Origin of the sequence: Vibrio satsumensis, from assembly GCF_050337435.1 — a bacterium.
GTDB lineage: Bacteria > Pseudomonadota > Gammaproteobacteria > Enterobacterales > Vibrionaceae > Vibrio > Vibrio satsumensis.
In genome coordinates this window covers 101,113-121,075 of the sequence record NZ_JAKJSX010000003.1, presented here as the reverse complement: position 1 = coordinate 121,075, position 19,963 = coordinate 101,113, and the positions used below count along the sequence as shown (strand labels likewise).

Here is a 19,963-nt window from a genome sequence, read left to right as displayed (position 1 = left end):
AGCTTCCTCCTATGCCAAGAAAGTTTATCAAACGATTTATGCCTGACCATGAGCTCATCAAGCGTCAGAAAGCATTGAAAGTTTTTGGCAATGTTTTGTACAACCCCAACTTATGGTGCCTTAATCGTCGCTCTGCGGCTGGCGCATTTGCTGTTGGGTTATTCATGGCGTTTGTCCCTCTACCAAGTCAAATGATTATGTCTGCAGGCTTAGCCGTTGTATGTGGCGTTAACTTACCGCTAGCTGTCGCTCTTGTTTGGATAAGTAACCCCGTAACCATGCCGGTATTGTTCTACTTTGCTTATAAAGTAGGAGCATTCGTTATGCATGTTCCGCCGCAAGCCTTTCATTTTGAACTGTCTTGGGACTTCATTTTGGCTCAAATGAGCACCATTGGGCCTCCGTTCCTGCTGGGTTGTATGATTTGTGGTGTGATTTCAGCAATGATTGGTTATTTCGGCATTCGCGGCTTATGGCGCTACTCAGTGGTAAGAAGCTGGAAGAAACGACAAGCAAGATACTGAACGTATACTGACGCGCTCTCCACTTTTAACGGATAGCAATAAAAATCAGACAAGTTATAAGCCATTAGGTGATAGGCATGTAATGAAAGTCTTAAATAATACAGTTTGAGTTCAATAAAAAAGGATCCCACAAGGGATCCTTTTTTGTATCTGTCGAAACAGTAGATTTGTTATTTGGAGCTCAACACAGAAGCGGGATTTAGCTTCGCAGCTCGTGATGCTGGGTACCATGTTGCCAGCAAGCTCAACACAATCGCAGTTCCTGAAACGACAATTACATCCATCATATTCAGTTGTGATGGCAAGAAGTCGACAAAGTAGATATCACCGGATAAGAACTGATGATCGACCAACTTTTCAAGCCCTTTGATAAGTGTCGTGAGATTAAGCGCGACTAACACACCTATTGCACTGCCCACCAAACTACCTAACACGCCTGAGAATACGCCCTGCCAAACGAAAATGCGTTTCACAAGGCCGTCCGATGCGCCCATGGTTCTTAATATTGCGATCTCTGATGCTCTGTCTTTTACTGCCATCATTAGCGTCGAGACAATATTGAAACAAGCCACACCAATAACCAATACCATCACTAGATACATGATAGTACGAACCAACTGGATATCTCGGTACAAGAAACCAAACTTCTGTTGCCAACTACGTAAGTACACGTACACATCAAGCTGGTTACCAACTTCACGCACAATCGAGTTTGCGTTCAGCACATCGGTCACTTTTAAAGAAACCCCTGTCACTGCCTCGCCTAGGTTTGCGTAAACTTGAGCATCACCAATAGGGATGAGAGCCAAGCTGTGATCTATCTGTCCGTTAAGCGTCAGTAAGCCAACCACTTTCACTCGAACACGTTTTGGCGCCTGGACCTTCACAGAACCATTCACCGTTGGAATCATCAAAGTCAGATAATCACCGACTTTCGCACCCAACACATTAGCTACACCAGAACCCAAGATAATTTGCTGTTGCCCGGCCTTAAACTCGCTCCAAGCTTGCTTATCAATAAAGCTCGATAAACTCGAGACTTGTTGCTCAAGTTGTGGGTCAACGCCTCGAACTTCGATCGCTTTCAGCTCTTTGCCCTTTTCTGCAAGCGCAGTAATTTTTACATAAGGCGCCGCAGCAATGACTTTATCGTGCTTTACCGACTCCTCAATAACATGTTCCCAACGAGTCACAGGCTTATTCACACCTTCAAACTCACCGTGAGGAATGACAGAAAGTACTCGCGATTCAAGCTCTCGTTCAAAACCATTCATGGCAGATAAACCGATAATGATCACGGCTACGCCAACCGCAATACCAATCGTCGAAGACAAAGAGATAAACGACACCATTTTGTCTCGTTGTTTCGCTCGGCTAAAGCGACCGCCTATCAATAAAGATAAAGAAGAAAACACTTAGCTCTCCTCTTTTTCTACGTTGACCAGTAAACCGTCTTGCATGTGAAGTTGGCGGTCCATTTTTCCAGCCAGCTCACCATCATGAGTGACCACCAAAAAAGCAGTATCGTACTCACGGTTCAGTTCGCGCATTAAGTCGTAAATAGAAAGTGCGGTGTTGTGATCGAGGTTACCGGTTGGCTCATCCGCCAAAACCAAAGCAGGCTTATTCACCAATGCACGAGCAATCGCCACTCGTTGTCTCTCACCACCAGAAAGTTCTGAAGGTCGGTGGTCGACACGATGACTCAATCCAACCTTATCAAGCAAACGCTGCGCTTCTTGTTTTGCTTTAGCTGGCTTTTCACCACCAATCAACAACGGCATTGCTACATTTTCTAACGCTGAAAAATCAGAAAGAAGGTGATGGAATTGATAAACAAAGCCAAGATGCTGGTTGCGAAGCTTGGCCTGCTTATTCGAACTCAAAGATGCTAAGTCCTGACCAAGAAAGCTCACCCTGCCCGCAGAAGCGTCGTCTAATGCGCCTAAGATATGCAGCAAGGTACTTTTGCCCGAGCCAGAGGTACCGATGATTGCTACTAGCTCACCCTTTTCGATTTCAAAGCTGACTCCCTTGAGCACCTCAGTATCTAACGAACCTTCACGGTACGTTTTACGGATATCATTACATTGAAGAAAATTACTCATAACGGAGGGCCTCAGCAGGTTTCACAGACGATGCACGATAAGAAGGGAATACAGTGGCAATCAGGCTAAGTGCAATAGCCAAAACCACAACAACAGCGATTTGAATCGGATTAATCAAAATTGGCAATTGCCCCCCAAACGAGAACAGAGCAACACCCATCGCCTCTAAAATAGTATTCAAGTTCATGGCCAAGACAACGCCTAACACGCCACCCGATAGCGCACCAATCACGCCGCTACTTGCACCTTGAACCATAAAGATCCCCATCACTTGACCATCGGTCATGCCTTGGGTCTTAAGAATCGCGACTTCAGATTGCTTCTCCATCACCACCATGATAAGCGCGGAAATAATATTGAAAGCAGCAACACCGATAATAAGCCCAAGCATTAAGCCCATCATGTTTTTTTCCATACGAACGGCTTGGAATAGCTCACCACGTTGGTCTCGCCAATCACTCCACAACCAACCTTCAGGTAATGGTTGAGTCGATAACTCCGCGACTTCAAACGGGTCTTCAAAAAACAGTCTCCAGCCTGAAATGGTACCTGATTTGTAGCGCATCAAACGCCCAGCATCTTTAATATCGGTCACCATCAATTGAGCATCGATATCAGAGCCCGTATTGAAAATACCAGCAACGGTGAAATTTCGTTGGCTTGGAATACGTCCGAGCGGTGTGTATTGGCTAGCGCTGGTCACCATCAGGCGAACTTTATCCCCCATAGATACCTTTAGGTTTCTCGCCAAGGTATGACCGAGGAACAACTGGTATTGCCCCGCTTTAAGTGAAGACAATCGACCTGCAATTAGATGGTCTTGAAGAGGGTCATCAGAATTAGGTTCAATACCGATTAACAGCCCTGCAGATAACTGGGCAGGACTTTGAATTACCGCCTCACTGCGGACAATCGGTTCAACGTGGCCATTAAGCGAGATTTGCTCTGCAAAATTAGGCGCTTGAGCAGAAAGAGAGGTGGTACCGCCCTGTTCATAAACCACCGCTTGAGGAAGAACACCAAGAATTCGGTCTTTTAACTGCGCTTCGAATCCATTCATTACCGATAAAACAGTAACCAAAGACAAAACGCCAATGGTGATACCTGCCGTCGACATATAAGAAACAAAACGGCTAAAGCGATCACCTGAACGGCCTTTCAAATAACGTAGGCCAACAAACAACGAAATAGGATGAAACATACTTTGAACCATCTAAAAGGGATGCGGGTTAATGTAACGGGTATTGCTGTTACTGTGTAGGGGGTAATTGAAAATATAGAGTGAATTAACTCAATTAGTTAGGCTTGAAAAACAGAACCTTGTCAAATAGCCAAATTTCAAACAACTATTTGAGACTTTCAATTAACTGACCTTGATTACTGCGGCCACATAGCGATAATCAATAGATCACTTCAAGGAACTAACGCATGACAGAACAAGAGTTTTTCACCGTTCACCACAGCCTTACCGCGAATATTGAACCAATGGACAGCGGCTTCAGTTTACCTTCTCAAATTCAATTCGAATCTGAGATCCCAGCCCCGTTTGTAGTGGCAAGTGAATTTAGCCAATTGGATCTGCTAGCTGACAGTGCTCGTGCTGAACTGAAAAACAGCGACTTGAAGAATGTCACCAGTTTATTGGATGCACAGAACTCCAAATTAAACCTGCTGTTGAGCTTTATGTTATCGCAGCAAGATGATGAGAAGTTTCGAACTCACACCTACTCCTTCGGTGCGAGCCAATTTTCCTGTTTTTCTAAGACAGACATCGAGCCGGGTCGCTTAGTAAAAGCTAAGCTGTTCTTGGAGCATCCTGCCGCAGCGATTTACTGCTACGCGGAAGTGTTTGCAACCCAGCCTAAAGATTCAGGTTTCGAAATTAACTTCAAATACGCTCATCTTCGCGATACCGACCAAGACCTGCTGATCAAAGCGGCGCTTCATCAACAACAGAAACTTTTGCGTCAACGCTCTCTAGACCGAGATAACAAGTAAATTAACATGACCAAACAATCTATTTTTACCCTACCAACCCTCAAAGGAGCCGGTGACAAAAAGCACATTGGTAACCTTGTTGGTTCGTCTCTCGCTCTTGCTATCGCTAAACTCGCAGAGCAACACAACAGTCATACTGTACTTGCTGTGCCAGATCCACAAATCGCACTCAAGCTGCAATCTGAAATTGAACAGTTTACGGCGAGTGAAGTTGCACTATTCCCAGACTGGGAAACTTTGCCTTACGACAGCTTCTCACCACACCAAGAGATCATTTCTGATCGTATCGCGCGCCTTTATGCCTTGCCGACCTTAAAAGACGGCATCACGATCGTGCCGATCAGCACGCTACTCCAGCGCCAATCACCACGTGACTTCTTGCTACAGCACACTCTAATGGTGAAAACTGGTGATCTTTACTCACTAGAGAAACTGCGCCTGCAGCTTGAAAAATCGGGCTATCGTTACGTTGATCAGGTATTTGGCCCGGGCGAGTACGCAAGCCGAGGTTCGATTCTTGACCTGTTCCCGATGGGCAGTAAAGACCCATATCGTATCGACTTCTTCGATGATGAGATCGATACCATTCGTACCTTCGATCCTGAAAACCAACGTTCTATCGAAGATATCTCTGAGATCCGCCTGTTACCTGCTCACGAATTTCCAACCTCGGAAACGGCAATTGAAGATTTCCGTATTCGTTGGCGCCAACAGTTTGATGCCCGCCGCGAACCAGAATCGGTTTACATGCAGGTATCTAAAGGCACATGGCCGGCTGGTATTGAGTATTGGCAACCGCTATTCTTCGATCACACAGAAACGCTTTTTGACTATGTTGCCGATGAAGCGCAACTCTTGATTCTTGGTGACGTAGAAACCGCTGTTGATTCGTTCCTTGCTGATGTCGCTCACCGATACGAGCAACGTGGCGTTGACCCACTACGACCACTACTGACACCTGAACAACTTTGGTTGAAAAAAGACGAGCTGTTCGCTCACTTCAAACAGAAGCCGCAGGTAAACCTAAGCTTAGATTCGATTGAAGAGAAAGCCGGACGTACCAACCTTCCGGTTGTGTCTCTGCCTGATCTCAGCGTTCAACATCAGAATAAAGAGCCACTCGCAAACCTAAGAAAGTTCACTGAAGCCTTCGACGGTAAAGTCGTCTTTTCGGTTGAATCTGAAGGTCGCCGTGAAGCACTGAGTGAATTACTTCGAGGCATCAAAGTTCGCCCTAGCGAAGTTGAAAACCTCGATACAGCGATTAACGGCAAAGACAAGTTCAGCCTGATTCTCGGTTCCGCTGAACATGGTTTTATCCACGAAGAACAAAACATCGCCCTTATCTGTGAAAGCGATCTATTAGGCGATCGTGTTATTCAACGCCGTAAGAAAGATAAGAAAAGCGTAAACAGCGATACTGTAATCCGTCACTTAGCGGAGCTTAAACCGGGTCAACCTGTTGTTCACATTGACCATGGTATTGGTCGCTACATAGGCCTGCAAACACTCGAAGCCGGTGGCATGAAAACCGAGTACGTAACCCTTGAGTATCAAAACGATGCCAAGTTATACGTACCTGTTGCTTCTTTGAACTTAATCGGACGTTACTCTGGCGGCGCAGAAGACTCTGCACCACTGCATAAACTCGGTGGCGAAGCGTGGCAAAAAGCTCGTAAACGCGCCGCGGAGAAAGTACGTGATGTTGCAGCGGAGCTGCTTGATGTTTACGCTAAGCGTGAGCTGAAACCTGGCTACAAATTTGTGCTCGACCGTGGCCAATACGCGACTTTTAAGTCTGGTTTCCCATTTGAAGAAACCGATGACCAAGCAATGGCCATCAATGCTGTTATGTCAGACATGTGCCAAGCAAAAGCCATGGACCGTTTGGTGTGCGGTGATGTTGGCTTTGGTAAAACTGAAGTCGCGATGCGCGCGGCATTCGTATGTACCGACAACAGTAAACAAGTAGCCGTGTTAGTGCCAACCACCCTGCTTGCTCAACAACACTTTGAAAACTTCCGAGACCGTTTCGCCAACTTACCGATTCGTGTTGAGGTACTGTCTCGATTTAAATCAGCTAAAGAGCAAAAACTGATCATGCAAGATGTCGCCGAGGGTAAGGTTGACATCTTGGTGGGTACTCACAAGCTGCTTTCTAGTGATATTAAGTTTAAAGACCTTGGCTTGCTGGTTGTCGATGAAGAACACCGCTTCGGTGTGCGTCAGAAAGAGAAAGTGAAAGCGATGCGTGCGGATGTCGACATCCTAACGCTCACTGCTACACCAATCCCGCGAACGCTGAACATGGCAATGAGTGGTATGCGTGATTTGTCTATCATCGCAACACCACCCGCACGACGCTTGGCAATTAAAACCTTCGTTCGCGAGAGTGATGATGCGATCGTCAGAGAAGCGGTGCTGCGTGAAATTATGCGTGGTGGTCAGGTTTACTTCCTGCACAACCAAGTCGACACGATTGAGAAAACAGCAGAGTCACTACAGAAGCTGATTCCAGAAGCGCGCGTTACCGTGGCTCATGGCCAAATGCGAGAGCGCGAACTGGAACGCATCATGAATGACTTCTACCACCAGCGTTTTAACTTGCTAGTGTGTACAACCATCATCGAAACCGGTATCGATGTACCAACGGCCAATACCATCTTAATGGACAGAGCCGATAACCTTGGTTTAGCACAGTTGCACCAATTGCGTGGGCGTGTGGGGCGATCTCACCACCAAGCTTATGCCTACTTGCTAACACCTCCCCCGAAAGCAATGACCAAAGATGCCGTCAAGCGATTAGACGCGATAGCTTCACTTGAAGACTTAGGTGCAGGCTTTACGCTAGCAACCCATGACTTAGAGATTCGTGGTGCAGGTGAGCTGTTAGGCGATGAGCAAAGTGGTCAAATCCAGTCGGTTGGCTTCACCTTGTACATGGAAATGCTTGAACAAGCGGTTGAAGCATTGAAGGAAGGTCGAGAGCCATCACTTGATGACCTACTGCGTGAACAAACTGAAATTGAGATGCGCCTGCCTGCACTGTTGCCTGATGACTACATCCCAGACATCAATACACGTTTGTCTACCTATAAGCGTATTGCGAGTGTGAGTGACACCGACGAATTGGCCGAGTTGAAAGTCGAGCTGATTGATCGCTTCGGCCTTCTGCCTGATGCAACCAAGAACTTGTTGTCAGTTTCTGAGCTAAAATTAGCCGCGGCGTCAATCAAAGCGAAGAAAATTGAAGCGCACGATAAGGGTGGATTCTTAGAATTCTACCCGGATGCTGACATAAACCCGGCCTACCTTGTTAAACTGTTGCAATCTCAACCGCAAAAGTTTTCAATGGAAGGACCAACAAAGTTCAAGTTTACGATACCATTGGTCGACAGACGGAAACGAATTCAATTTGTTAGTGATTTATTGGGCGAATTCAGACAAAACTTGCTGCCTTCAGCATAAGACCCAATCCACTGCACATATAAATTATCCGGCCGGTAGTTCGGCTGGAAGACGGAGTAAAAATGAAAAGACTGATCCCACTGCTACTATTGTTCGTCTCACTGCCAAGTTTGGCGCAGAGACAATTTGATATAGAAGTGATCATTTTCAAGCGCGCAGTTGATGCAGAGAAAGTGAATGAGTCTTGGCCAAATACACAGCCAAAGATTTCGCTTGAACGCGTTGGTTCATTTCAAGACACCCAATACCGAGCAAAGAAAGGCGTAAAAATGCTTCCTTACTCGGAATACAAGTTAACACCTCAGAAAGACAAGCTACGTAAACACGCAGGCTTTGAAGTCCTGATGCATACGGCTTGGCGTCAAGGTGACCAAGGTAAGAGCTCAGCACCTGTTTTCCACATTCAAGCAGGTAAAGACTTCTCTAAACAGTTTAATGCTGACGGTTCTGAGAAAGGTGCTGTAACTACAGAAAATGCCGATGGCTTCCAAGAAGAGACTATTGATAAGCCACTCTACGAATTAGACGGTAAGCTGCAAATCTACGTACAGCACTACCTATATGCTGAAACGACCCTAGATTTAAAAGCACCAAGCGTTCGTGAAGTCACTCTACAAGAACAACAAATCGAGCTAGACTCACCAGTAAGCGGTGCCGAAAGCAATGTTCAGGTGGGTAATCTAACCGAAATCTCTCCAACCGTTGAAGTGGAAGAGTTCCTTAAGAGCTACCGCATGGACCAAAAACGTCGTATGCGCAGTACAGAAACTCACTACCTTGACCACCCGCTTCTTGGCATGGTGATTCAAGTTCGTCGCGTCGCTCAGTAACCAGCCCAGAGATATAGCGACTGAACCAGTTACTCTGTTGGCGCCCAAGCTATACTCATATTAATCATTCAAAACGCCCTCCATTGTGAGGGCGTTTTATTAAGTGCTGGCTACTTTCAGCAGGTACTTATAAATTTAATTGGTACACCCTATGAGCCCTGAATTTCAGATCAACACACAAAACCTCAGTCTGAAGATTATTGAAGCTTCCGATGCTCAAAAGTTTTCACAGCTCATCAAGTCCTCCCCTAGCTTGCTGCCATGGGTCGACTGGTGCCACGATGAGTTTTCTATCGTCGAAGCAGAAAAATTCATTCTGGCAACTCGTTTAAATTGGGTCAAAGCCGACGCGTTTGGCTTTGGTATCTTTGAGCGAGAAAGCAATAAACTTGTCGGCATGGTGGCGATCAATGAGCTTTACCACACCTTTAATATGGCGAGTTTAGGTTATTGGGTTGGTGATGAATTTCAAAGAAAAGGAGTCGCCAAAGAAGCGATGCTAGCCCTATTCGAATTTTGCTTCGCACAACTGAAGTTAACGCGTTTAGAGATTGTCTGTGATACCGAGAACTTACCCAGCCAAAAGCTGATAGAGAAGTGTGGAGCCGAAAGAGAAACCATTGCCAAGAATCGATTTCTGTTTAACGGTAAGCCAAAAGATGGCGTGGTTTATTCTGTGCTACCTCCAACCTCTTAACGCTTTAGTTAGTTTGCAACCAGCGATAGCACGTAATCAATACGATCAAAAAAGAGCTCCGAAGAGCTCTTTTTTATTATCAGCGTAAGCCCCTTAGAGGGCTTACCTGATTAGTGAAGCTTTAGGTTTGGACGAAGTACACGGTTAATACGACCAACCAACATCATCAGTGATGTTTTGATTAAGCCGTGAAGCGCCATCTGGTGCATGCGGTACAAAGAGATGTAAACCACACGAGCAATACGACCTTCAACCATCATCGAACCTTTGGTCAGGTTACCCATCAAGCTACCTACTGTAGAGAAACGGCTTAGTGAAACCAGCGAGCCTTTGTCTTTGTAGATGTAGTCTTTCAGGTCACGACCATTCAACTTAGCAATGATGTTGCTGAATGCACAACTTGCCATTTGGTGAGCCGCTTGTGCACGTGGTGGTACAAATGAACCATCAGCTTGGGTACATTGTGCCAAGTCACCGATAGCAAAAATGTTGTCATCCAGTGTCGTTTGCAGCGTATTTTTCACAACCAGTTGGTTGATACGGTTAGTCTCAAGACCACCGATATCTTTCATGAAGTCCGGCGCTTTAATGCCTGCCGCCCATACCATGATTTGAGCAGGGATCTTATCACCGTCTTTGGTTGTTAGACCATCAGCATCAGCTTGAGTCACCATAGTATTAGTACGAACGTTCACACCAAGCTTTGTTAGCTCAGAATGTGCAGCACTTGAAATTCGAGGAGGTAGCGCTGGAAGAATACGCTCACCTGCTTCAACAAGGTTAACATTCAGCTTGCTTGAATCTAGATCACCGAAGCCGTAGGTGCGAAGCTCTTTAACTGCGTTGTGTAGCTCTGCAGAAAGCTCAACACCTGTCGCACCTGCACCAACAATCGCGATGTCTACCGTACCTTGACCGTTCTTAGCATGAAGCTTTAAGAACTGGTTGTTCATTTCAGTACGGAAACGGTGCGCTTGTTCTGGGCTATCAAGGAAAATACAGTTGTCACGAACACCTGGAGTGTTGAAGTCGTTCGACGTTGAACCTAGCGCCATAACAAGAATATCGTATTCAAGTTCACGGCTTGGCATCAGCAGTTCACCGTGCTCGTCGGTCAACTCACTCAATGCAATCACTTTACGATCACGATCGATGTCGTTCAGGCTGCCCATTTGGAAATCGAAGTAATGGTTTTTTGCGTGTGCGCGGTAGCTTAATGCATCAACACCTTCATCCAGTGAGCCAGTTGCTACTTCATGAAGTAATGGTTTCCATAGGTGGCTTGCTTTACGGTCTACCAGAGTGATCTGGGCACGTTTCTTACGACCTAAAGTTCGGCCTAGCTTAGTTGCTAGTTCTAAACCACCAGCACCGCCGCCTACTACGATAATTTTTGTCACAATGACAATCCTCTACAAAATGAATAAATGGGGTTCGGTCCGATTACTCCAACCGATAAATTCTATGTATCTACTCGGCCTTGTTGATAAGGCTGTGACATATTGGATAACCGCGAAAAAGAATAACGACAGCTCACCGAGTAGTTAGAGGGATTACAAACAACAAACATTCGTTTGTCGCTTTGCTCACATGGATAAAAAGGCGTCTAGCTGAGAGATAGAGCGCAAATAATGGGCAAGTTTTTCACTCGCTCTCAATTTTTTTTGATATTTGTCAAAATATTTTGCTTGGGAACATTATATATAGCAAAAAGATGACCGCAACAAAAATCCTTATCCACAATGAGGATTCGCCACAAAATAGTTAACGTTTGCGCAAGCTCGCTAACATAGCGGCTACGATAGCATCATCAATAGTAACCTTTGTTATCCAGATACAAAAAAGCAGCACCCTAATGAGTGCTGCTTTTATAAAATAACCAGAATAATTTAAGCGTTTTTAAATGCTTTCATTGCCTGAAGATGTTGAGAGATCTTTTTGAATTTATGACTCTCTTTATCGTCCCAGATTACGTCGTAGTAATCTTCTAGCGCTGCAGCCGTTTTGGAGTTATCGTGAATTTCGTCTTCACGAGAAAGCACCACTAGGCAGCGACCTTTGTTTTTCATACGGTACTGCTCAACACACTTGGTCGCAATATCTTCGTACTCTTCAGGACGGTCAATTCGACCTACCATGTTGTTTTCAGGTTGCAAGTTTGGATTGAAAATCACCTGCTTAATACCACACAAGAAACCAATGCGCTCAGACCAAAAGCCACCTAAGCCTACACCACAAATAATTGGATGCGGATCGTCGGATTGCTCTATCACTTTATGCACTTCTTTAAGCAAATGTTGCATATCGTGTTTTGGATGCAAAGTACTGTAGTTGATGAAACGAACGTCATCATCAATGAATTGCAACTGCAGTATTTTTTCGTGATTGCCCGGGCTTGTTGAGTCGAAGCCATGTAGATAGATAATCATTGTACCTCCCCCATTGAATATTGGTACGTTTTGATCAATCTAACACGAAAAACAAGGTTTTAAAGGGAAGACCACCGAAATTATATTTTTCACTTCCTAAACGTGATCCTAGCTACATAAAGTGTGACTTAGAGCCTCTGCTTCCTGCAAATAACTTTCATCGCCCCAAAGCTGATGAGCAAGTAAATACCAAAGCATTGCCATCATTTGGCTTCTCGGTAACCACGCTTCTACACCATCTAGCCAAGGCTGAACATCATGGATGCCTCGCAGCTGGCAGTACTTCTCAACCGCTTCATTGGCCTGCACTCCAGTAACCGCAATGGTCAGGGTTAAGTCGAGCCTAGGGTCGGCTAGCGCGGCGTATTCCCAGTCGATAATCTTAATACCGTCACTGTTTCTCACTAGGTTATAACCACCTAAATCAAAATGGCACAAAGACAGGTCGACATTGGTAACACTCGGGGCCACGCGCCACTCTTGATAAATCTTAGTGCAGGTTTCGGTCTTATGAATCGCATCAAGCTGAAGCCAATAGTGGTCGACTCGCGCTGTGAAACTGAAAGGTTGGAGCGGCAATCGTGCAGTGTTAACCAGATGCACTGAGATCAACGTTTTCAACAGGTCTTCAATGTCTAACCCTTCATAAAGAGTCTCACCATCAATCCATTCAACCAATAACCCTTGCTCATTCACCACCATCGGGCTTGGGCCAATACCAAGACGCTCAATCGTCGAGAGCACTTGATACTCTTCATGACGAGAGATGAAGAACGCTTTGGTGATAGGTGTGGTTGGTCGCCAAACGTAAGCAGTGCCATCGGCAGCTACTAGCTTCCAACATCGATTGGTCAATCCACCAGTTAGTGTCTGCGCTCTGGCTGGAGGCTCAGAAAAGTAACCATCAAGCGAACTCAAACTGGTATCAAGAAGCTTAGCCTCAGACCAAGAAAAAATTGCCATTGTTTATTCCCTATAAACGTCTTCATTTCCCTACAAAAAAGACACTGACCAAAAGCCAGTGTCTCTTAATAAACAGCGCATCATGTACTGCATTGGCGTACGACCAACCTATATGCAGCCAAGATTGAACACTGTCAAGCTTATGGTCAGCCAAGACTAGACGCTGTCAAAACTGGCTGCGCATAGTTGGCGAGTAAGCGAGATTAAAGACCCAGTAGGCTCTTAGATTGTTGCTTACGGATTTCGGTCTCGTCAGCCCATTCAATCAAGCCAGACTCAAGATCCATTAGACGCATGGTCATTTTGTAGTATACGTCTTCATCGCTACCCGCTTTCTTAACGATGCTTGATAGGTTGCCGTACAACATGTACTGAGCGCCAACCATTTTACCAAACTGAATAGCTGAGCTTTGGTTCACTAGCTCATCGTTGTTTTGGAAATTCAATTGGTCACGAACAGACTCAACACGGTCCATATCAACAAAACGGAACTTACCAGAGTTCAGCATTTTAGTACTAATGGTATCAGTGATTGACTCTGTATCGATATGCTCACTCGTTTTGTTCTTGATTCGCTCTACAAACACGATTGGACGCTGTTCACGAGTAATGTAAGCCACTGAACCAGACGCCATCATGCTATCGACCATTTCACCCGCAATCGTTTGAAGGTCAGTTGAACCGAAATCGATTGTCGTGGTTTCTACTGCTTGTGCATCACCGTAGCTTACCTTGTTCGAACAACCGCCTAAAATAACCGCTAAACCTAGTAGCGCAATGACACTCTTTTTCATTTTGTTTCCTCAACTTATCACTGAGTGGGGTTACCCACACTCTTAAATTCTTGTATTTACGAATCATTAGACCCGTTTAATCTAACTTACTGCTCTCGGAACTGGACTCTGAACTGAGTCGCTTTCGGGTTTACCGACACTTCCGACAACGAAATACTTTCAAAACCACGAACAATCGCTTGCTTCCAAGGGCCTTGCTTTAGGTTGACCTCAAGCCCGGCATCGTCGTACCAGTAAAAACGATAAAGGATATGTTGATCGCCCTTATAGTTACTGTTTAAACGAACGATTCCTCGCGTATGACCGTCGACCAGATCAGTGCGGATATCTTCAACCTGTAAACGGCTGCCCAATACCTTGTCACCAAAGAAAACGTTCTGAGTCAGGCTATCGACCCTTACGCCAGCTGTATTATCTGCACAACCAGCTAGAGCCATCACCGCTGCTAAGCTCACTAACCACTTTTTCATTACAGCCTCCCTAGCTGTTTATGCCACATTGTTGCGTTGTTTCCTTGTCGAGAAATCCACACCAAGGTGGTTTGCCCTTCTCGAATATCAAAGTCATACGTTTTAGCGCCCGCTTCCAACGTATATTGACCGTTGTTTGCTACAAACGTGCTGCTCTTAATCTCTGCAGGTAATGATTGCCAACTACGTGTGTCTGGTTGCTCTGTCAGTGTGTTCCACACGTTGAACAAAATATTGCCGACATCATCGCCTTTGGTGGCTTCTTTACGAATGCGATCTTTCGCGACTACGCGTAGCGCTTGGCGAATAACAATGCTCGTCATACGCTCGGATAAATCATTCTGCGCCATTGCATTTACGTCAGTGATCAAGTGCTCTTGTAGCGGTTGCCCACTGATTCGCAACGCAGAAAAACGCTCTACGTTTTGGCTTGGGTAATATGGCAGCGCAAGAGAGTATATTGCTCCCTGATCGCGACTGTCATAAACAGGTAAATCTAGTCGCCAACTGTCCATAGCTTGCACAGCGCTCTGCTCTTGGAGAACAATTACTCGCCCTTCTCCTGCACCAAGCTTAGATGATTGCTTGTAACGCTTTTCCAATGTCGCTAAATCTTGTCTCATCCCTAAACGAGCGGCTGTTGCCATGGTTCTATCTATAATTTCTTGGTTGTTTGGCATCACAGCCAAAGCACGACGATAGTCAACATAAGCGCTGTTTAGATCATTCGAAGCTTCATAAAGCAGACCAGACAAGAACATCAGATACGCATTTTGTACCGACTGTAGTTTTTTACCCGCATCAGGATAATTAGAAAGGATGCTACCCACATTGGCAGACAAACCCTGCTTCTTCGCATCGTTGGCTGCGCGATCTAACTCGGCTTCACGTTGCTTCTTTGCTTGTTCTTGAACTTGATTGGCGCGACGCATTTCGATCACCGCACCTTCTAAATCATTTTTCTTAAGGTAATTTAATCCGAGATATAGATGAAGAAAGCCCAACTCATAATCGGCTGGCACATACTCGGTAATATTGTCATTCACTGCCAACGCACCAACACTGGTTGCGCTGTCTGAGATTGAGATCACCGCTTTTCGTTGCTGCTCGGTTACTGCTTGATCAGCCACTTCAAACGAAGACTTACTCTCAGGGTATTTTTGATCCAGCAGATTAATTCTGCCTCTTTCAAAATTATCAAGGATGTCGCCTGCCGTGTAATCTGGTAGATCTTGCTGAGCCTTTGAATAATCTCCAGACTTAACGGCTTGGTAGATCGCTTTGTTTTGCGCACTGTAATGACTGAACAGGCTTCCTGCAGACATACTCGCACAACCCGCGGTCAACGCTGATAACAGGGCAATGGAAGCGAATCTAAACTGTTGCTTCACTTATCGTCTCCGTGCATGTTTAAAATGCCAACTTTAGTTAGTTGTCTCATTATCAAAACGAAACGTGTTGTAAAAAGGATCTCAAGCCAGTTGAAACCCTACCGATTTAGCCTCGGCCTAGGCGATGCCGACATTCAGACAACAGATAGAACTTAAAGTTGGCATACAAACTACAAATTTTCCAACTAACTACTTGCGTTAGCCCGCTAATGAGCTCGCTTAAACTAGCTCATTAATAGGGGACCAAGTGGACGGCCACCAACCAAGTGCATGTGAATATGGTAAACCTCTTGGCCACCGTGAGAGTTACAGTTCACGATAAGACGATAGCCATCTTCTGCGATGCCTTCTTCTTTTGCTAACTTGCGTGCAACGGTAAACATACGTCCCATCATCGCTTCATCTTCTACTTCAACATCGTTAGTTGTTGGAATCAGCTTATTAGGAATAATTAGAATATGGCTTGGCGCGCGAGGGTTAATATCGCGAAAGGCCGTTACTAAATCGTCTTGGTATAATAAATCTGCTGGAATTTCTTTATTGATGATCTTACTAAAAATGGTTTCTTCAGCCATGTTTCTCTCCGATAAAACATTTATTTTTTAATGCTTTGAGTATGCGCTATGCCGCATCAAACCACAATAAATCTGCTTTAAAGCATAATAAAAAACACCGTTCAAATCAAAGAAAACGAGTCTTAGTTCTCAAGAATGGCATGTTGGTTATAACTGAGGGTTATTTTTGACGTGTGCGTCATAAAATGCGTAAGCCGAGCTCAATAGAATGCTGATAATTTTGTTAGTTTTACTTTGACCTGACATTAGGTCTGCATTTTTATTTAGGGAGAAAGCCATGAAGGGATCTGTGATCAAGCGTATGTACGCTGGTTTCGCACTGATCATCATCATGTTCGCAGTCACGATAACTATCATGATGAACAGCATGAATCAGATACACAGCAATTTTGAGAGTGTCTCAGAAACCTCATTACCACTTGTCGCGCTTTCAAATCAAACAAGTGTTCAATTGCTTTCTGCTGATAAGTCATTCAAAGATTTCTTAACCACACAAAATGCTGAACGCATGTCTGCAATGCGTACAGAGTTTGCTGCATCACAAAACTCGTTTTCTGAAGTGCTAGGTAACTTAGAAGCAGCGAGCCAAGACAATGTTTCGCTCACCGAACGTATCGCGCAATTAAGAGCGATGGAAGAGCGCTACTTCGCCGAAGCAGACGAAGCGATGAACAACTACGTCGCAATGTTTGAAGCACAAGAGCAGGTACAAAAAGCCTCTCGTGACTTCCAACGTCTGCATTCAGAATTAACTGTTGGCATGAAAGAGTACGTTGCTGATCAAAAAAGCATCTCTGTAAAAGTGATGGCAAAGAGCTACTTCATTAAACTGCAAGACGCAGAAGTCATTACCTCTGATGCGCTTGCTAGCTCTGATGTTACCTTCGTTCAGAAAGCCGTTAACCAAAACAAAAAGGCCGTTACTCACCTTAACTACGCTTATCGCGGTCTATCCACACAGCTACCGGCGCTTAAAAATGTCTTCGATGAGTCGGTTCAGAAATTCACCAAAGACGTTGGCCAGAAAGGTGGCGTACTAGACAAACACAACAACTACCTACAAGCCAAGCAAGCACTGTACGTGAACATCGCCAACCTAGCCGTAGAAGTTGACCAAGCGATGGCTGTTTTAGACTCATTCAACGTGACCGCTGAAGAGCAACTCAACTCGTCGTTAGCTGACGCAAGCAGCATCTACGACAAAGGCCTATTCAACGCGATCACAATTGGCATCATTGTGACCGTATTCGCTGCAGCGATTGGTTACCACATTGCACATAGTGTAAGAGAACCACTAACTCGCATTCTCGGGACATTAGAAGGCCTGACTCAAGGCGATATGACTCAACGTATCGATATTCGATACGACAACGAATTCAGCCGTGTGAGTCGTCACATCAATACCTTGGCTGACAATTTGCACAATATTCTCGTGAAGCTAAATGACGCTTCAGATGACCTAACCAAGACCGCAAGCGTAAACCAGAAGACTTCTTCTGAAACGCAAGCTCAGCTGAACAGCCAACGTGAACAAACCGCTACCGTTGCGACCGCAATGACAGAGATGTCTCATTCTGTACAAGAAGTGGCAAACAGCGCGCAAAGCTCACTAACCATGGTTCAACAAGTAGAATCGGCTTCTGAATCTGGTCGCCAGATCATGAACACCAATATCAGCACCATTAATCAGCTTGAGGTTCGCCTTACCGAATCAGTGGGTGCGGTGGGCGAGCTACAACAAATGAGTAGTCAGATTGGTTCAATCCTTGACGTTATTCGTGGCATTGCTGAACAGACCAACCTACTTGCACTCAATGCGGCAATCGAAGCAGCGCGTGCTGGCGAACAAGGTCGTGGCTTTGCCGTTGTTGCCGATGAAGTACGAGTGCTAGCGCAAAAAACTACTCAATCAACCTCTGAAATCGAGACCATGATCAGCAATCTGCAGTCAAGTTCGAAAACCGCAAGCAACGTAATTGAAAGTTGTATGAGCGATATGGACATGTCGGTTCAACAAGCTTCAAGTGCAAACAGTGCGATGGAAGAGATACAAGCCTTGATTCTAGAGATCAGCCACATGAGCACGCACATCTCTCAAGCAGCCGCAGAGCAGAGTGAAACGTCTGGTGATATCGCACGTAATATCGAAGACATCAACCACATCGCAGATAAGAGTTACCAAGCGATGTCTTCAATTGCGGAAGCAAGCCAAAACCTCACAATTCTGGCAAATCAGCAAGGTGATTTAGTACATCAGTTCAAACTATAGATAAATAAAGAATCGATAGATATTTAGTGAGATTGTTGAGACTTCATACCCAATAGTGGTAACTAATTGAGCTAGGGCAACTTTTATCAAGGGTTGCCCTTGTTTTTTATGAGCTTTGTCATTATATGATTATTAAGGCTTGCTGCTTCCCGTTTTTTCTTTCACCTTTATGAGCGAGCCGCTATTAAGGAATTTATATGGCTGTTCATGTTGGCATTATCGATCAAGACCCCATTCGCTTGCTCACCCCTTTACTTGATAACCGAACGGTCAGCACTCATATCGTGTTTATCGGCGACAAAAATCAAGTCAGTATGTACAAACGTTTAGACAGCGTTTTGCAGAAGCGCGACATTACCAGTGAGTTTTTCGAAATTCCGACCATCGTAAATACGTCCGTCATTAAAGAATCTATCCAAACCCTTGCCGAAGACCTGAAAGCACGCGGTCAAGAAGTGAAACTCAACGCGAGTTGTGGCCTTCGTCATCGTCTACTTTCCGTCTACGAAGTATTCCGTACTTATCACTGGCCAATCTTTGTTGTCGAACCAAACAGTGACAAGCTGTGCTGGTTGTATCCAAATGGCAAAGAAGACGCACAAGTTCAAGACCGCATTACTATCGACGACTACCTAACGGTATTTGGTGCTCGTGGTGAATTCAGCGATGTACAACTATCGCCGCAACTTGATCAGAAGCTTTATGAGTTAGGTGAGCGCTGGGCAAGTAACGCACTCGAATTAGGCCCTGGCCTTGCGACATTGAACTACCTTGCAACGACCTGTCGTAAAGAACAGAAGCTTGATGTTGAGCTCTCTGAGAAGCAACAAGGCTATCGCGAACTGAACATGCTGCTGAGCGATTTGGTTGAAGCTAAGATTGCGACTTACAACAATGGTATTTTAACCTTTACCAATGAAGACGCGCGACGCTTCTCAAACGGTGAATGGCTTGAAACATTAGTTCACAGCACAGTTAAGCAGATCCAAGATGACATGCCGACCATTCAAGACCGTTCTTTGAATGTTCAGGTGTACCGTCAACTCGGTGAGCGTGAGGTTCGAAACGAGCTTGATGTTGCATCTGTGGTGAACAATAAGCTGCACATCATCGAATGTAAGACCAAAGGCATGCGTGACGATGGTGATGACACCTTATACAAATTAGAATCGCTGAGAGACCTGCTAGGTGGCCTACAAGCGCGTGCAATGTTGGTGAGCTTCCGCCCTCTTCGCCATAACGATATCACTCGAGCAGAAGATCTTGGTCTTGCACTGATTGGCCCTGACGAACTAAAAGACCTTAAAACACACCTAACGGCATGGTTTACAGCTGCTGGCGGTAATGAAGATCTAGAGTACTAAAAACAAATAAACTCATGAGAGCTAAACGCTCTAAAGCAGATTATAAAAAAGGCGAATGACCATTAAGTCACTCGCCTTTTTCT

Annotated in this window: 17 protein-coding genes; 7 read left to right on the top strand and 10 right to left on the bottom strand. The window is 45.2% G+C overall.

Translation table 11 applies throughout. The annotated features are described in order from the left end of the window. The first annotated feature begins 11 nt into the window (after positions 1–11). Positions 12–524, top strand: a complete 513-nt coding sequence (locus tag L4C44_RS00710; protein ID WP_086712207.1) for a DUF2062 domain-containing protein — start codon at positions 12–14, stop codon at positions 522–524. Positions 525–694: 170 nt separating this feature from the next. Here the strand turns inward: L4C44_RS00710 and lolE are convergent, their stop codons facing one another. The 3 genes from lolE to lolC are packed head-to-tail and all read right to left on the bottom strand — an operon-like array spanning position 695 to position 3,833. Continuing rightward, the gene (gene lolE, locus L4C44_RS00705; protein ID WP_061018948.1) at positions 695–1,939 is read right to left on the bottom strand and encodes a lipoprotein-releasing ABC transporter permease subunit LolE; all 1,245 of its coding nucleotides are present in this window, start codon (positions 1,937–1,939) and stop codon (positions 695–697) included. Continuing rightward, positions 1,940–2,632 carry a lipoprotein-releasing ABC transporter ATP-binding protein LolD gene (gene lolD / locus L4C44_RS00700; protein WP_146491837.1) on the bottom strand — a complete coding sequence of 231 codons (693 nt, stop codon included), beginning with the start codon at positions 2,630–2,632 and terminating at the stop codon, positions 1,940–1,942. Next, a complete protein-coding gene (gene lolC, locus L4C44_RS00695) occupies positions 2,625–3,833 on the bottom strand; it encodes a lipoprotein-releasing ABC transporter permease subunit LolC (protein WP_285952909.1) in 1,209 nt (402 codons plus the stop codon). Before lolC ends, lolD begins: the two co-directional genes overlap by 8 nt. 227 nt (positions 3,834–4,060) lie before the next feature. Between lolC and L4C44_RS00690 the strand changes: the two genes are divergently transcribed. From L4C44_RS00690 to L4C44_RS00675, 4 genes are all read left to right on the top strand, one after another. Next, positions 4,061–4,630, top strand: a complete 570-nt coding sequence (locus L4C44_RS00690) for a PilZ domain-containing protein (RefSeq protein WP_146491835.1) — start codon at positions 4,061–4,063, stop codon at positions 4,628–4,630. Between the two features lie 6 nt (positions 4,631–4,636). Then, on the top strand, positions 4,637–8,098 hold the full coding sequence (gene mfd, locus L4C44_RS00685; RefSeq protein WP_428804171.1) for a transcription-repair coupling factor: 3,462 nt from the start codon (positions 4,637–4,639) through the stop codon (positions 8,096–8,098). 62 nt (positions 8,099–8,160) lie between these two features. Further along, entirely contained in the window at positions 8,161–8,928 is a 768-nt protein-coding gene (locus L4C44_RS00680; protein ID WP_146491833.1) for a peptidoglycan binding protein CsiV, read from the top strand. 151 nt (positions 8,929–9,079) lie between these two features. Next, entirely contained in the window at positions 9,080–9,625 is a 546-nt protein-coding gene (locus L4C44_RS00675; RefSeq protein ID WP_327784020.1) for a GNAT family N-acetyltransferase, read from the top strand. A gap of 110 nt (positions 9,626–9,735) precedes the next feature. On the opposite strand, the gene L4C44_RS00670 is transcribed toward L4C44_RS00675, so the two are convergent. The 7 genes from L4C44_RS00670 to hinT form a co-directional block, all read right to left on the bottom strand. Continuing rightward, complete coding sequence (locus tag L4C44_RS00670) at positions 9,736–11,025, bottom strand: NAD(P)/FAD-dependent oxidoreductase (RefSeq protein WP_060982856.1); 1,290 nt, start codon at positions 11,023–11,025, stop codon at positions 9,736–9,738. A 489-nt stretch (positions 11,026–11,514) separates the two neighbouring features. Further along, the gene (gene ycfP, locus L4C44_RS00665; protein WP_060982857.1) at positions 11,515–12,054 is read right to left on the bottom strand and encodes an alpha/beta hydrolase YcfP; all 540 of its coding nucleotides are present in this window, start codon (positions 12,052–12,054) and stop codon (positions 11,515–11,517) included. Positions 12,055–12,162: 108 nt separating this feature from the next. Next, positions 12,163–13,017 carry a phosphotransferase gene (locus L4C44_RS00660; protein ID WP_146491831.1) on the bottom strand — a complete coding sequence of 285 codons (855 nt, stop codon included), beginning with the start codon at positions 13,015–13,017 and terminating at the stop codon, positions 12,163–12,165. A 203-nt stretch (positions 13,018–13,220) separates the two neighbouring features. After that, positions 13,221–13,811: a penicillin-binding protein activator LpoB gene (lpoB, locus tag L4C44_RS00655; RefSeq protein WP_048658277.1), complete on the bottom strand. Its 591-nt coding sequence runs from the start codon at positions 13,809–13,811 to the stop codon at positions 13,221–13,223. An 86-nt stretch (positions 13,812–13,897) separates the two neighbouring features. Next, on the bottom strand, positions 13,898–14,281 hold the full coding sequence (locus tag L4C44_RS00650; RefSeq protein WP_017060222.1) for a YcfL family putative periplasmic lipoprotein: 384 nt from the start codon (positions 14,279–14,281) through the stop codon (positions 13,898–13,900). Then, positions 14,281–15,672 (bottom strand): COG3014 family protein, encoded by a 1,392-nt coding sequence (locus tag L4C44_RS00645; RefSeq protein ID WP_146491830.1) that lies wholly within the window; start codon positions 15,670–15,672, stop codon positions 14,281–14,283. The genes L4C44_RS00650 and L4C44_RS00645 overlap by 1 nt, the downstream gene beginning before the upstream one ends. Before the next feature lie 224 nt (positions 15,673–15,896). Then, on the bottom strand, positions 15,897–16,247 hold the full coding sequence (hinT, locus tag L4C44_RS00640; RefSeq protein WP_004736268.1) for a purine nucleoside phosphoramidase: 351 nt from the start codon (positions 16,245–16,247) through the stop codon (positions 15,897–15,899). 277 nt (positions 16,248–16,524) lie between these two features. On the opposite strand from hinT, the gene L4C44_RS00635 reads away from it, so the two are divergent. Next, a complete protein-coding gene (locus tag L4C44_RS00635) occupies positions 16,525–18,516 on the top strand; it encodes a methyl-accepting chemotaxis protein (protein WP_428804170.1) in 1,992 nt (663 codons plus the stop codon). A 197-nt stretch (positions 18,517–18,713) separates the two neighbouring features. Beyond that, positions 18,714–19,880 carry a DUF1887 family protein gene (locus L4C44_RS00630; protein WP_146491828.1) on the top strand — a complete coding sequence of 389 codons (1,167 nt, stop codon included), beginning with the start codon at positions 18,714–18,716 and terminating at the stop codon, positions 19,878–19,880. The last annotated feature ends 83 nt before the right edge of the window (positions 19,881–19,963 follow it).

What these genes read in the sequence shown, in the direction of transcription:
- lpoB (WP_048658277.1), bottom strand. Translation starts at nt 13,811, where the DNA reads ATGAAAAAGAGTGTCATTGCGCTACTAGGTTTAGCGGTTATTTTAGGC.
- lolC (WP_285952909.1), bottom strand. Translation starts at nt 3,833, where the DNA reads ATGTTTCATCCTATTTCGTTGTTTGTTGGCCTACGTTATTTGAAAGGC.
- lolD (WP_146491837.1), bottom strand. Translation starts at nt 2,632, where the DNA reads ATGAGTAATTTTCTTCAATGTAATGATATCCGTAAAACGTACCGTGAA.
- L4C44_RS00630 (WP_146491828.1), top strand. Translation starts at nt 18,714, where the DNA reads ATGGCTGTTCATGTTGGCATTATCGATCAAGACCCCATTCGCTTGCTC.
- L4C44_RS00635 (WP_428804170.1), top strand. Translation starts at nt 16,525, where the DNA reads ATGAAGGGATCTGTGATCAAGCGTATGTACGCTGGTTTCGCACTGATC.
- hinT (WP_004736268.1), bottom strand. Translation starts at nt 16,247, where the DNA reads ATGGCTGAAGAAACCATTTTTAGTAAGATCATCAATAAAGAAATTCCA.
- mfd (WP_428804171.1), top strand. Translation starts at nt 4,637, where the DNA reads ATGACCAAACAATCTATTTTTACCCTACCAACCCTCAAAGGAGCCGGT.
- L4C44_RS00690 (WP_146491835.1), top strand. Translation starts at nt 4,061, where the DNA reads ATGACAGAACAAGAGTTTTTCACCGTTCACCACAGCCTTACCGCGAAT.
- L4C44_RS00650 (WP_017060222.1), bottom strand. Translation starts at nt 14,281, where the DNA reads ATGAAAAAGTGGTTAGTGAGCTTAGCAGCGGTGATGGCTCTAGCTGGT.
- L4C44_RS00660 (WP_146491831.1), bottom strand. Translation starts at nt 13,017, where the DNA reads ATGGCAATTTTTTCTTGGTCTGAGGCTAAGCTTCTTGATACCAGTTTG.
- L4C44_RS00680 (WP_146491833.1), top strand. Translation starts at nt 8,161, where the DNA reads ATGAAAAGACTGATCCCACTGCTACTATTGTTCGTCTCACTGCCAAGT.
- L4C44_RS00710 (WP_086712207.1), top strand. Translation starts at nt 12, where the DNA reads ATGCCAAGAAAGTTTATCAAACGATTTATGCCTGACCATGAGCTCATC.
- L4C44_RS00675 (WP_327784020.1), top strand. Translation starts at nt 9,080, where the DNA reads ATGAGCCCTGAATTTCAGATCAACACACAAAACCTCAGTCTGAAGATT.
- ycfP (WP_060982857.1), bottom strand. Translation starts at nt 12,054, where the DNA reads ATGATTATCTATCTACATGGCTTCGACTCAACAAGCCCGGGCAATCAC.